The following is a 13,800-nucleotide window of genomic DNA, read 5'->3' as shown; positions in this document are numbered from 1 at the left end:
CAGCTCTGCACATCGCCTGTGACGAGAGTTACTGCCGCGGCCAAAGTGATATACGGTCCAGCAACGTACGGCCCTACTACGTACTACCAACATGCGTAGAACGACGAGTCATACGAAACACACCGGCACATCGCGCAGGACGTGGGCGCGGTCCGAGTCGTAGGGAGACCACAGGCGGATGGCAATCAGTCGGCAACTGGGCCGCACCCTGTCGCTGGTCGCTGCCACCGCGCTCGTGGTGACGTCGATGAGCACGCCCGCCCCTGCGAACGGGGAACCGGGACCCGTCGCCGGGGGTGCCGACACGGTGACGGCCCTGATCGTCCGGGTAGCCGAGGCGGATCAACGGTTGCAGCAACTCGGCGCCCAGATCCAGGATCGCCAGGAAGGCGTGAACAAGGCGATCGCCGAAGTCCAGACCGCGCGCGACGCGGCCGACATGGCCCGCCGCGACTTAGAGACCAGCCAGCTGGCCGTGCGCGAGGCCAACACTGCCATCGCCGCGGCACAGCAGCGGTTCGACACCTTCGCTGTCGCGGCCTACGTCAACGGTCCGTCCGAGTCCTATCTCACAGCGGCCAGTCCCGAGGACGTCATCGGTGCTGCCGGCGCGGGCCAGACGCTGCAGATCAGCTTCGAGAAGACCAGGGCGGGCCTCGCGCGGGCGCGCACCGCGGCGGTGAACGAGGAGTCCTCGGCTCGGGCGGCTCGACAGCGAGCAGACGAGGCTGCGGCCCGGGCCCGCACCAGCATGGACGCCGCGGTCATGACGTTGTCGGAGACGCAGCGGCAGTTCGGCGCCCAGCAGGCCGACGTGGATCGTGTCGCCGAGCAGCGTCGAACGGCGCAGGCCCGGCTAGAGGCCGCCCGAACGCGGTCGACGTCGAGCGGGACGGTGACCTCAAGCGGCACCGGGACGGCGATGGTGGCGCCCACTGTGCCCACTGCCGCCGCCGACTGGGACCGGGCGACCCCACACGATCCCGCGGCTCCGACGCCCTCCGGCACCGGCCAGTGGGACACCACACTGCCCATGGTGCCCAGCGCGAACGTCGCCGGTGATCCCGTGGCCATCATCAACATGGTGCTTCAGATCTCCTCCACATCAGCACAACTCACCGCCGATCTAGGCCGCAAGTTCCTGACGACGATCGGAATCCTGCCCGCGGCCAGCGCGGCCGTCGATCCCGGGATCACCAACGGACGCATCCCGCGGGTGTACGGACGCCAAGCATCCGAATACGTCATCCGTCGCGCGATGTCCCAGCTCGGCGTGCCGTACTCATGGGGCGGCGGGAACGCCAACGGCCCGTCCAACGGCATCGACCAGGGCGCGGGAACGGTGGGCTTCGACTGCTCCGGGCTCTACCTGTACGCCTTCGCAGGAGTCGGCATCAAGCTCGACCACTACTCGGGATCGCAATACGATGCCGGCCGCAAGATCCCGTCCTCCCAGATGCGACGCGGCGACCTCATCTTCTACGGACCCAACGCCAGCCAGCACGAAGCCATGTACCTGGGCAACGGCCAGATGCTGGAGGCGCCCTACACCGGGTCCACGGTCAAGATCTCCCCCGTGCGGACCAGCGGAATGACCCCGTACGTCACCAGGCTCATCGAATACTGATGGCACACAGGAACACGACGCAGAATGGCCCGATGCCCCGCGGCCGACACGTCGCCAGCACACATCCGAAACGGCACCGGCCATGACCCGACGCACCCCGAATCGGCTCCAGCTGAGCCGACGGGAACTCCTCGCCGCCGGCGCCACCATCGCCGGAAACATCGTCCTGTCCGGCTGCGCCAGGACGCCTGATTCCTCGGCCACCGGGCAGGCCGACATCGATTCCGTCGAGGCCGCGCGGCCGCACACTGGACGCATCGTGCCGACGACACTCACCGCGCAGCCCGCGATCCTCGACCTGGGCGGCACCCGCGCCAGCACGCTGGCCTACGGCACCGACCTTCCCGGCCCACTCATCCGCGCCAACGTCGGTGACGAACTCGCCATCACGCTAATCAACCGGCTCACCCACGCCACGTCGCTGCACTGTCATGGCGTCGCTCTGCGCAACGACATGGACGGCGCCACCCCTGCCACCCCCAACGTCGAGCCCGGGCGTGACTTCACCTACCGCTTCTCGGTGCCCCATCCGGGAACCTACTGGGCGCACCCCCACACCGGCCTCGACGCCGACTGCGGCTTGTACCTACCGCTCATCGTCGACGACCCCGCCGAGCCGGGTGACTACGACGTCGAGTGGATCGTCGTGCTCGACGACTGGACCGACGGGATCGGCAAGACACCCGAGCAGATCTGGCGCGATCTGTCCGGCAGCGGATCTGGTGCGCACGACGACATGCCCGGCATGGGTGCCATGCCCGCGATGGAGGGCGTGGGCACCAGCACGTTGCTCGGCGGCGACGCCGGGGACGTGAACTATCCGTACTACTTGGTCAACGGCCGAATCCCCGCTGCGCCGACGGTGTTCACTGCCACACCTGGGCAGCGAATCCGGCTCCGGATCATCAACGCCGGGTCGGACACGGCGTTTCGCGTCGCACTGACAGGTCACTCCATGACGGTCACGCACACCGACGGATATCCGGTCGTCCCGGCCGAGGTCGATGCGGTGCTGCTGGGGATGGGTGAGCGCTACGACGCGATCGTCACCGCCGGCGACGGTGTCTTCGCGCTCGTGGCCATGCCCGAGGGGAAGAACGGGGTCGCGCGGGCCCTGCTGTCCACCGGTGCGGGCGCCGGACCCGACGCCGGATATCAGCCACCGGAGATGGCTGGCCGCGTCGGCACAGCTTCGATGTTCGCCGCCACGGAAGCCGCATCGTTGCCCGCCGGTGCGGCCGACACGTCCCTGACCGCGGAACTGACCGGGTCCATGATGACCTACGACTGGTCGATCAACGGGGTCACCTTCCCAAACGCCCAACCCATGACGGTTCAGCAGGGTCAACGGGTCAGCCTGACCTTCCGCAATTCCACGACGATGTGGCATCCAATGCACCTGCACGGGCACACGTTTCAGATCGTGCGGCCCGACGGCAGCCTGGGTGCCCGCAAGGACACCGCGATCGTGCTGCCGAGGCAAACGGTGAGCACGACGTTCATCGCGGACAACCCTGGCGTCTGGATGATGCACTGCCACAACACGTATCACCAAGAGGCCGGCATGATGACCAGCGTCGACTACGCGACGTGACCACGACGCCAGTAGGTCTCGGTCATGACGAGGCGAGCAGACCCACCCCGGGTGTCACCCCCCACGCCAACACATTCGAATGCCTCGCAGCGATCCACGGACAGGAAGGCATCCGATGACACGGCGTTACGACGGGCTCTGGTACATCGGGTCGCATCGAATTCGGTGGCTCCCATTGGCCGCTGTGGTCGCGGTCGTCGCGCTGACCGGGACGCTGATGGTCGTGGCCTTCAAGAACCGATCCGCAGATCCGGACACGGTCGACTGCACCCGCGCCAAGTGCGTGGCCCTGACCTTCGACGACGGACCCACCCCGTTCACCGACCGGCTCCTTCGGATCCTGACAGCCGACGACGCGAAGGCCACCTTCTTCCTCGTCGGCAACAAGGTCGCCGCCGACCCGGCGAGCGCGCGACGCATCGCCGATGCCGGGATGGAGATCGGCAACCACACCTGGGAACACGCCAACATGTCCACCGTCCCGGTCCAAGACATCCCCGATCAGCTCGCCAAGGGCACCGCAGCCATTGCCGCCGCCACCGGTCGGGCGCCCGTCCTGTTGCGGACCGCAGGCGGTTTGATCAATGACGCGGTGCTCGCCGAGGCGAAACGGCAAGGCCTGGCCGACATCAACTGGGACGTCATCCCCTTCGACTGGATCAACGACGCCAACACCGATGCCACGCGCTATATGCTGATGACTCAGATCACTCCCGGCTCGGTGGTGTTGTTGCACGACACCTACTCGAGCACCGTGGATCTCGTCGAGCAGTTCATCCCGGTGCTCAAGGCCAACGGCTATCACTTGGTCACCGTCGGCCATCTGCTCGGCCCCCGTGAGCCTGGGAGCAGCTACGGCAGCCGGGTCAACGGCCCGCCGGCCCACGACCTGACTGACATCCCCGCCGACCAGATCCCCGCCCTCCCGCCAACGCCGTCACCGGCGCCTGCTCGCAACCTGCCGATCACCGACATTCCGAACCAGAACCCGGGCGGTCCCCAGTGAGCCCGACGGCTGCGCCGCCGTCGTCGCGCTGGCTGCCGAAATGTGTTGGGTCGGAATCGGATTGGCGGGCGGTGTGACTCAGGTGGCGCAGTGTCCATCGGCGGAGCCGATTTCGGAATCGGGTCGTCTTCGGGCCTTGGTCGTCGACGACCGCCGGCCCGTGGTGGGAAGCCTCGCTTACTTCATGCAGCGGGAGCAGTTCGTCGTACACGTGACCAGCAGCGTCGATGACACAGTCCAGTCGGCTCTCGACCACGACCCCGACGTCGTCGTGGTCGATCTGGCGGTCCCTGGACTCGACGCGTTCGAGGTGTGTCGCCAGCTGCGTTCGGTGACCACTGCCCATGTCGTGGTGCTCTCGGCGCGTCAGCGCATCCTCGATGCCATCGGAGAACCGGTTGCGGCGGACGCATTCATCGCCGACTCCATCAGTCCACGGGAACTCGTATCACGTCTGCGCGCCATGATGCGCCCGACGCGTTCGGTGCCGGATACGCCGCCCGAGGCGGTGGTAAGGCGTTCGTCGCGGGCATCGAGCGGTCTGCGCATCGACGTTCCGCGCCGCCGCGCACATTCCGATGGGATTCCGTTGGCGCTCACTAGGATCGAGTTCGACGTGCTGGCGGCACTGGCGGCACGGCCCGGTGTCGTTCTGACCCGGCGGCAGCTGGTGGCGGCGGTGTGGGGCGACTCGCGTCCGATCAGTCGGGCGCTCGTCGAGGCGCATATCGGTGGGCTGCGCCGCAAGCTCGGTGATGACCCGGCGGCCCCGCGCTATGTGTCGACGGTGCGGGGCAGCGGCTACCGACTTGCCATGACGTGAACACCCCCGGGCTAAGGCGGCTTAGCGCAGTTCTCCGCGCGATTTGTTGCCGGATCACATCTACTGTGTTGCAACGTACTGGTTTAGTACGTAGGTTAAACGTCACGGTTCGGCAACGGAGGTCATGACCATGGATCCTGCAATGTGCGCGTGTTGTGACGCGATGGCTGCCGCCGCTGCCACGGGCTGCTGCCCGCCGATGGCGATGCCGATGCCACCACCCCCGCCACCGCCGCCGATGTAGGACGAAGCCTTTCGCAGGCAGTGAGTCTGGGTCGACGGGCCTCGGCGTCGGTCGACGTTGTCAACTGGAGGTCATCAGGATGCCGCGGTTCATGCGCGCGTTGATCGCTGCCGCGACAGAAGTAGCCGCGATCTCGATCGGGCCCTACAACCAGAACGACGTCACCCAGGACTGGCAGATCTGATGCAGAGCAACGCACGACGAGGTACTGGCTGGTGTGCCCTCGCCATGTTCAATGGCGTGACCGCGACATCCCGTCGTCTCATTGCCGCCCTGCTGGCGATACTCATTCTTTCCACCGGTGTCATCGCTGCCGACGTACGAGCCGACCCCGCCTCCGACGCGCTGGCCCAGCTCAACGAACTGTCGCGGGAGGCCGAGCAGACCACCGAGGCCATGCATTCGGCACAACTCAGCCTCGACGCAGCGGCGGCGGCGCAGGACGTCGCCGAACGAAGGAATGTCGACGACCTCGCCGTCGTTACGGTCGCGCGGGCTGAACTCGCCACCTATCAGGGGGCCGTCGACGAGGTTGCGGCGGCCGAGTACATGGGTGGACCCACCGACGGACTTACGGGCATTCTGACCGCGAATTCGCCGCAGCAGCTGATCGACCAACTTGCCGTGAAGAACGCGATGGGCACCGAGATGGCCACGACGATGCGCCGCTTCCGGGAGGCCCGCGCCCGAGCCGACACCGCGGAAAGGGCTTCGGCCACTTCGGCTTCCGAGGCGCGCACCGCTGCCGAGCAGGCCGGCGCCGTCCGTGCCGAACTGCAGGCCAAGCAAAGTCGACTCCGGTCGCAGATCGCGGCGGTCAAGGCCCGATACGACGCCCTGAGCCCCGACCAGCAGGCCGCGCTGGCAGCCCTCCCACCGCCAGTCGATGCACCGGCACCAGGGTCTGACGTCCTGGCCGGCGGCGAGGTCGTGCCCCCCATCGACGGTGGACCGCCGAGTGAGGTCACCGCCCCCGATGCGGTCCCCCCGTTGGGTGGGGGATCTGGGAACGGGGCGGTCGTCCAAGCGGCCCTGACCAGGATCGGCTCCCCCTACTCGTGGGGTGCTTCCGGGCCGAACGCGTTCGACTGCTCGGGTCTGATCATGTGGGCGTTCCAGCAGACCGGCAAATCGCTGCCGCATTCGAGTCAGTCGCTCGCCACCGGTGGTCAGCCCGTTTCACGAGACGACCTGCAACCCGGCGACATCGTGACCTTCTACTCCGATGTGTCGCATGCGGGGATCTACATCGGGGACGGAATGATGGTGCACGCCTCGACTTACGGCACCCCGGTTCGCGTAGCGCCGGTGGATTCGTCGCCGTTCCACAACGCTCGCCGGTACTAGGCGCCAGCCGTGCGCGCAGTGTTGAAGGCCGCCGGTCGAGCCGTGCCCGCGCACGGGATCTCCCGCAGGATCGCCGACGCACGCAACTACTGGTCCGCATCGTCGGGCGAGGCGTGGCCGTCGGACTCCCACTGGCGCAACGGTCTTGGCGACGAGGCGTGGCTGGAGGTTGGACGCGATCACCTAGGCATCTTCGAACGGTTCGCCAAGGGACTCGACCTCCCGACCCGTCCCGGTCGGGTGATTGAATGGGGCTGCGGCGGCGGAGCGAACGCCGTCGCGTTCGCGCCCATCGCCTCGACGTTCCTCGCCGCCGACGTCGCACCCGAGAGTGTCACCGAGTGTGTACTTCAGGCCCGGGAGGTCTGCCAGACCCCCGTCGAACCGGTCCACATCGACATCGAGCACCCCGAACGGGCCGTGGAGGGTCGCGAAGAATCCTGTGACACGTTCCTTTGCCTCTACGTCATCGAACTCACCGCAAGCGCCGAAGAGGCACTCCGAATAGTTCGGATCGCCGAGCAATTGTTGGTCAGCGGCGGAATGGCGATCATTCAGGTGAAGTACCGGACAGCGGATCGGCGTACGCGCGGTCATCGGCGCGACTACCGTCGAAACCTGGCCAACATGAACACATTCGGGATCGATGAGTTCTGGCTACGGGCGATCGACTGCGGGCTGACGCCGAATCTCATCACGCTTGTGCCGCGGAACCGATTGGACGCCCGCTACGCCTATTACGCCCTGATCAAGCCCTGACGTTCAACCCCTACTCGTGGGGGTAACCGCGTTCCCGGTCTTCCACTGGTCCCAGGGGATGTTCCAATCGCCCAGGCCATCGGTGCCCGGCAACGTCGGGCCCACCGTGTTCATGACCTGGACGATGTCGCCGCGCTTGGTGTTGTCGTAGAACCACTGAGCATTGCTGGTGCTGACGTTGAGGCAGCCGTGGCTGACGTTGCTTCGGCCCTGGCTGTTCACCGACCAGGGTGCGGCGTGAACGTAGATGCCGCTGTAGGACATCTGGGTGGCGTACTCGACTTCGAGGCGGTAGCCCTCCGCCGAATTCACCGGGACACCGTAGGTGGAGGAATCCATGACGAGGTCGCGGTAGCGGTCACCGATGAGGTAGGTGCCGTTGTCGGTCGGCGCGCTGTTCTTGCCCATCGAGATGGGCATCGTCTTGACCACTGCACCGTTGACTCGGACGGTCAACGTCTTGGTGGTGTCGTCGGCGGTGGCGATGACCTCGTCGCCGACGGTGAAGCGCGTGGTGACATCGTCCTGGCCGAAGAGGCCGTCTCCGAGATCGACCCCGTAGGTGTTGACCTCGACGGCCACTGTGGTGCCTGGCTTCCAGTAGTCCTTTGGCCGCCACCGGACTTCGCGGTCACTGAGCCAGTAGAACGCGCCGTCGACGGCAGGTTGGCTGGTGACGCTGATGGCCTTCTCGGCTGCTGTTCGGTCGAGAATGTCCTCGTCGAACCGGATCGCCACTGGCTGTCCAACTCCCACCACCTCGCCGTCGTTGGGCAGCACGTAGGGCATCGTCAGGTTCTCCGGCGAGCTGGTCCGAAACGTCATCGTGTCGTGGGTGACGCCGCCCAACCCGAGTGCTTCGGCTTGAAGTGTGTACCGCTTGTTGTAGCCCAGCGGCTCGGCCGTCGCCCAGGTCAGCCCGTCGGGGCTTAGTTGGCCGGCGATCGCCTTGCCGGTGTCGTTGGTCAGGCTCACCGCGCCCAACACCCCGGTGCTGGCACTGACGGTGATCGGAGAGTCCACCTCGACGCCGACGGCTCCGTCTGTCGTCGACGTCGAGAGCATGGGCACCAAGAGGTTCGAGAATGGGTCACCCTTCTCGGAGATGACCTGCGCAGCCGGTGGTGGCGGCGACGGAGCGTTGCCGGTGCACGCAGTGAGCGCCAAGACGAGCCCGGTCATCGCGGCGACTGCCTTGAGCCAGAGGCCACGCCGTCCGCGGGGCAGAGGAACACCGGTCCGTGGAGAGCCGTGGGATTCGTAGGTCGAGCGAGAGGGGGTTCTCGACGACCACTGATTTCCGGTGGGTGTCTCCACGGCCGACGCGCGGACGAAGCTGTCGGCTGATGGCATTGTGGTCCTCCGCGTGCTGGCTGTGCTGTGGTGTTGCAGCCCGTGGACATTCGCAGGCTCGGGCACCTCCATCCTACGGCCTTAGTACGTAGATCGTGATTCGATCTTCCCTGGGTTCCGGTGACGACGGACGGCCCCTGGGGCGTCGTCGTGCGATGTGCCGCCGATGGTCGGTTCGTTACAGCAACCGCGTGCCCGCGGACAGTGTGGAGCTTGTCGGCGGGTGTCGACGGACCGGCCGACGACGATCGCGGGATTCAGCACCTCGCAGCCGACCTTCTACTACGTTGGTACGTAGATCCACAGTCGAGACGCTGCCCCGACGGCTTTGTAGACGTCGAGGTCGGCGGCGTCGATTGAATGAACGACACGGTGGATGGAGGTCTGAGCAGGTGAACGACATGAAGACAGGTGATCCTGTCGCGGGTACGCGCACCGTGGTGCTGGAACTCGACGGCGTGCAATGGGCGACTCAGAAGATCGTGGTGGAGACAGTCCTCGGTCGACGACCGGGAGTCGTTGGCGCAGAGGCCAATCCGGTTGCTCAGACCGTGACGGTGCGATACGACCCGGCAAGCACCACGGTGGAGCACCTCGCCGGCTGGGTTCGAGAATGCCGATATCACTGCCGGGGTGAATCCGTCCCGGATCACCTGTGTGCCGTGCCAGCGCCGGCCACCGACGCGAAGCGGGCATCCGGCACCGCCGATGAACCTGCCGACCACGCGGGCCACCCAGCCCACGACGGCAGCGCCGTGGCGGCTGCGGGAACGGCTCGGACGGGGACGCCGGCCGAGGTGATGGGCCACGGCGGGCACGGTGAGATGTCGATGGCCGCGATGATCCGCGACATGCGGGACCGTTTCCTGGTCGCGGTGGTGTTCGGGGTGGTGATCACGTTGTGGTCCCGAATCGGGCGCGACGTGCTCGGCTTCTCCGTGGCGGCGCCGTTCGGGCTGCGCGACGACGTATTCCAGCTGATCTTGAGCGTGCCGGTGATCTTCTACTCGGCGCAGGTGTTCTTCACCGGGGCAGTCCTGGCGCTCCGCGCCCGCACGTTGGACATGATGGTGCTCGTCGCGGTCGCCGTCGGTGCCGGCTGGGTGTACTCGGTCGGGGTCACGCTGACTGGGGGCGGGGACGTCTTCTACGAGGCGGCAACCATCCTGACCGCCTTCGTGCTGCTCGGGCACTACTTCGAGATGCGGGCGCGGGGCGGCGCCAACGACGCGGTCCGCGCACTTCTCAAGCTGGCGCCCCCCATGGCGACCGTGCTCCGCGACAACGAGCCAGTCGAAATCCCCACCGACCAAGTGGTGGTGGGTGACCTGCTGCTGATTCGGCCCGGTTCCAAGATCGCCGTCGACGGGGTGGTGGAGGACGGAGACGGCGACGTCGACGAGTCCACGGTGACCGGTGAGAGCCTGCCGGTGCACAAGGGCCCTGGCGACGAGGTGGTGGGGGCCACCATCAACACCACCGGGACCTTGCGGGTCCGGGCCACCAAGGTCGGCGCGGACACCGCGTTGGCCCAGATCGTGAAGCTGGTGCAGGAGGCGCAGAACTCCAAGGCCCCCGGTCAGCGACTGGCGGACAGGGCCGCGTTCTGGCTGGTTCTGGTAGCGCTGCTCGGCGGGGTCGGCACCTTCGTGGTGTGGCTCTTGGTGGGCCGCTCGGTCAGCGAGGCACTGTTGTTCGCGATCACGGTGGTGGTGGTGACCTGCCCGGACGCGTTGGGGCTCGCCACACCTACCGCGATCATGGTGGGAACGGGTCTGGGCGCTGCCCGTGGAGTGTTGTTCAAGAACGCGACCGCGATCGAGACGTCGAAGAAGATCGACGTGGTGGTGATGGACAAGACCGGGACTTTGACATTGGGTGCCCCGGAGGTGACCGACCTGCTGGTGGAGGGGCCGCCCGAGACGGAGGCGCTGGCGCTGATCGCCGCGGTCGAACGCGACTCCGAGCATCCGCTGGCGGCCGCGGTGGTCCGGCACGCCGATGCCGCGGGAGCACGCCGCCTCGACGCGCATGACTTCGCCAACGTGGCGGGGCAGGGTGCGATCGCGGTCGTGGATGGTCACCGGGTGGTGGTGGGCAACACCCGACTGATGACGGCCGAGGGCATCGAACTTGGTGTCCTGGGTCCCCGGCAGCAGGAGCTTGCCGCTGGGGGGCGAACGGCAGTTCTCGCCGCGGTCGACGGGCGGGCGGTGGCGGTGATCGGCATTGCCGATGCGGTGCGACCCACGTCGGCTGCTGCCGTCGCGGAGCTGCGATCCATGGGCGTCGAGGTGGTCATGCTCACCGGAGACAACGCGGCCACCGCGCAAAGGATCGCGGCACAGATCGGGGTAACCGAGGTGATCGCCGACGTGTTGCCCGGAGACAAGGCCGCGAAGGTCACCGAACTCATGAACGCTGGGCATCGGGTGGCGATGGTCGGTGACGGTGTGAACGATGCTCCGGCGTTGGCTCAGGCCGACCTCGGGATCGCGATCGGCGCGGGTACCGATGTCGCGGTGGAAACCGCCGATGTGGTCCTGATGCGTTCGGACCCGCTCGACGTGGCGGTGGCGCTGCGGATCGGGCGAGGCACGGTCCGCAAGATGAAGCAGAACCTCGTTTGGGCGATCGGCTACAACTCCGTTGCGCTACCGATTGCCGCAGGCGTCTTCGAACCGGCGTTCGGCCTGGTGTTGCGCCCGGAGATCGCCGCGATCACGATGGCAGGTTCCAGCATCCTCGTTGCGGTAAATGCGTTGACCCTCAAACGTCTTCGATTGCCCACACCGGTCGCGGCCGGAGCGTAGTGATCGTCGGGCGGCCTGCAGAGCGGTGCACCCACTCCGATATCGCGAAGGTGGACAGGTGACGGAGGTATCTCGGTCAGGTTGAGATACGGTGTCGCACAGTTGATGTTCGAGCAAAGGCTGCCATCATCGGACGTGTGGCACCCAGAGCAGCGGCGACGAGGACGGACAGCAGGCTGGCTGTGAAGCTTGCAGCGTTGGCTTCGTTCGGCGCGGCGATCATCCACTTCGCGGTGGTGCCGACGCACTGGCAAGAGTGGATGCCAGCGGGCTTGTTCTTCCTTACGATCGCACTGTTCCAACTGATTTGGGCGCGACTGGTCCTTGCTCGGATGACGACGTCGGTGCTCGCCGCCGGGATCATGCTCAACGTCGGGGCCATCGCGCTATGGGCTCTATCGCGAACGGCGGGCGCACCGTTCGGCCCTCACGCCGGAGAACCTGAACTCGTCAAGGCCGCCGACCTCTGTGCTCTGCTGCTTCAAATCTATGTCGTGATGGCGGCCGGCTGGGTGGTCTATCGAGGCCAGCACGGCGAACCGATACCAGCGTTCGGTAACGCGATCGTGCTCCTCGGTGCATTTGCTGTCGTCGCTCTGGCGTCGACGGTCGGTGTAGCCTCGGGTCTCCAGCACGGCCATCCCGAGCAGGCCGGCGCCGCAACCGATCACCACGGACCTAATGTTGGACCTGCAGAGGCCCATCACGGTCATGCAGAGCCGGCCAGTCCGCCGCCGAGCGTCGAGTCTGTCGACATGCCCGCGGCACCGGCACCTGCCGAACCTCCGACCCCGTCAGGGGAACAGTCGGAGGACACTCACGGGGACCATCCCCATGACGAGTGACATCTGATCGTGAGTGCCCCGACAACTTGACGTATGTCAATCTTCCCAGTTGGCAGCGACTTTCCGGCTCGGTTGCACCCGCGGGGGCTCGCCAGGCATTTTTGGGTAGTCGGGCGGGAAGTTCATTTCGACTGGATTTGAGTTCCACAAATCGAGCAGCTGTTCGAGCGAGTGATGCTCTTCGTCAAGACCCTGCCAGGGATCGCCACCTTCGGTGAGACGTTTCGGCACAGTGGACACGTTGAGTTCACGGGGATCAGAGATGCGCTCAAGCTCGGTCCAAGTCACCGGTGTTGAGACCGGCGCCCCTGGGCGCGCTCGAGGAGACCAAGCCGAGGCGATCGTTCTGTCCCGGCAGTTTTGGTTGTAGTCAACGAAGACCCTGTCGCCGCGCAACTCCTTCCACCACTCGGTGGTTACGCCCTTGTCGCGCCGCGCCAACTCCCTGCCAAAGGCGATGGCAGCGTGACGTACTTCGTCGAATCCCCAGTCAGGCTTTATCCGCAAGAACACGTGCACGCCACGGCCGCCGGATGTCTTGCAGTAGCTAGTCATTCCGAACTCGCTCAGCAGATCCCGAGCTGCAAGCGCCACTCTGGTCACTTCGTGGAAGGCGATTCCCGGCTCGGGATCGAGATCAATCCGCAGCTCATTCGGTCTATCGACAGAACTTGGATCCTCTGTTCGCCGGACTGGCCATGGATGGAAGGTGATGGTCCCCATCTGGGCGCACCAGGCAAGCACCGCCGGTTCGGTCGGGCAGACTTCGGTGGCGGTTCTGCCAGACGGGAATGTGATGTCGACCCCATCGACGTAATCCGGCGCATGTCGGATCATGCGCTTTTGGTAGAAGCCCCCGTCGTCTGCGCCTCGCCCTAAGTGCATCCCGGGATGTACGCCGTTGGGCCACCGCTCCAAAGTGGTTGGACGGTCGTGCAATACGCGGAGTAGGGGCTGGCCTGCTGCAATCATGTACTCGACTAGTTGGAGCTTCGTGATCGCTGGTGTGATGTCGGTCGCAGGGAAGACGATGCGGCTTGCGCTGGAGACGCGCACAGTTCGCGCGGGTGCGTCTGGAGATTCAACCTCCAGCTCGACATCGTCTTTCTTCGCCATCTACCGGTCCTCGCATCCCTCGTAGATAAGTCTGCTGGCGGGGTCGCGCGCAATCTGCGCCCTCAGGACTCTGGGGCTTGCCGATGAGCCGCATGGTGGAGGTACCCGCGCAAACTGTTGATCATCATCGTGATCAGTGTTCCACGCCCACAGGCTGCGACCTGCGGTTCTAGTGCAATCGACTCAGGTGTCAAATGCGGCCGGCCGCGCAGTGTCGCGATCCAGCTCTCGACGCCTGCGACGCGTTATGTCCGGACTCCACTACAGGGGCCG

10 protein-coding genes are annotated in these 13,800 nt (G+C 66.1%); 8 read left to right on the top strand and 2 right to left on the bottom strand.

Annotated elements, in window-relative coordinates; all coding sequences use genetic code 11:
- The first annotated feature begins 178 nt into the window (after positions 1-178).
- The 6 genes from ripA to ABZ195_RS24290 all read left to right on the top strand — a co-directional run bounded on the left by ripA (position 179) and on the right by ABZ195_RS24290 (position 7,400).
- Positions 179-1,627, top strand: a complete 1,449-nt coding sequence (ripA, locus tag ABZ195_RS24315; RefSeq protein WP_355222285.1) for an NlpC/P60 family peptidoglycan endopeptidase RipA — start codon at positions 179-181, stop codon at positions 1,625-1,627.
- A gap of 82 nt (positions 1,628-1,709) precedes the next feature.
- Positions 1,710-3,221: a multicopper oxidase family protein gene (locus ABZ195_RS24310; protein WP_355222283.1), complete on the top strand. Its 1,512-nt coding sequence runs from the start codon at positions 1,710-1,712 to the stop codon at positions 3,219-3,221.
- Between the two features lie 115 nt (positions 3,222-3,336).
- Positions 3,337-4,227, top strand: a complete 891-nt coding sequence (locus ABZ195_RS24305) for a polysaccharide deacetylase family protein (RefSeq protein WP_355222281.1) — start codon at positions 3,337-3,339, stop codon at positions 4,225-4,227.
- A gap of 40 nt (positions 4,228-4,267) precedes the next feature.
- Positions 4,268-5,050, top strand: coding sequence for a response regulator transcription factor (locus ABZ195_RS24300; protein WP_355222279.1), 783 nt, complete (start codon positions 4,268-4,270; stop codon positions 5,048-5,050).
- Positions 5,051-5,534: 484 nt separating this feature from the next.
- Positions 5,535-6,641 (top strand): peptidoglycan hydrolase RipC, encoded by a 1,107-nt coding sequence (ripC, locus tag ABZ195_RS24295; protein ID WP_355222277.1) that lies wholly within the window; start codon positions 5,535-5,537, stop codon positions 6,639-6,641.
- A gap of 9 nt (positions 6,642-6,650) precedes the next feature.
- Positions 6,651-7,400: a methyltransferase domain-containing protein gene (locus ABZ195_RS24290; protein WP_355222275.1), complete on the top strand. Its 750-nt coding sequence runs from the start codon at positions 6,651-6,653 to the stop codon at positions 7,398-7,400.
- Positions 7,401-7,403: 3 nt separating this feature from the next.
- Here the strand turns inward: ABZ195_RS24290 and ABZ195_RS24285 are convergent, their stop codons facing one another.
- Positions 7,404-8,582 carry an Ig-like domain-containing protein gene (locus tag ABZ195_RS24285; protein ID WP_355222273.1) on the bottom strand — a complete coding sequence of 393 codons (1,179 nt, stop codon included), beginning with the start codon at positions 8,580-8,582 and terminating at the stop codon, positions 7,404-7,406.
- Between the two features lie 572 nt (positions 8,583-9,154).
- On the opposite strand from ABZ195_RS24285, the gene ABZ195_RS24280 reads away from it, so the two are divergent.
- Together ABZ195_RS24280 and ABZ195_RS24275 are read left to right on the top strand one after the other, a co-directional pair.
- On the top strand, positions 9,155-11,566 hold the full coding sequence (locus tag ABZ195_RS24280) for a heavy metal translocating P-type ATPase (RefSeq protein ID WP_355222271.1): 2,412 nt from the start codon (positions 9,155-9,157) through the stop codon (positions 11,564-11,566).
- Between the two features lie 137 nt (positions 11,567-11,703).
- Positions 11,704-12,411, top strand: a complete 708-nt coding sequence (locus ABZ195_RS24275; protein WP_355222269.1) for a hypothetical protein — start codon at positions 11,704-11,706, stop codon at positions 12,409-12,411.
- Positions 12,412-12,447: 36 nt separating this feature from the next.
- Here the strand turns inward: ABZ195_RS24275 and ABZ195_RS24270 are convergent, their stop codons facing one another.
- Complete coding sequence (locus ABZ195_RS24270) at positions 12,448-13,527, bottom strand: ATP-dependent DNA ligase (RefSeq protein WP_355222267.1); 1,080 nt, start codon at positions 13,525-13,527, stop codon at positions 12,448-12,450.
- Positions 13,528-13,800 lie beyond the last annotated feature (273 nt).

Origin of the sequence: Mycobacterium sp. NPDC006124 (assembly GCF_040614235.1) — a bacterium.
Lineage (GTDB): Bacteria > Actinomycetota > Actinomycetes > Mycobacteriales > Mycobacteriaceae > Mycobacterium.
Note: the sequence above shows the minus strand (reverse complement) of the source record. Positions and strands in the feature narration are given on the sequence as shown.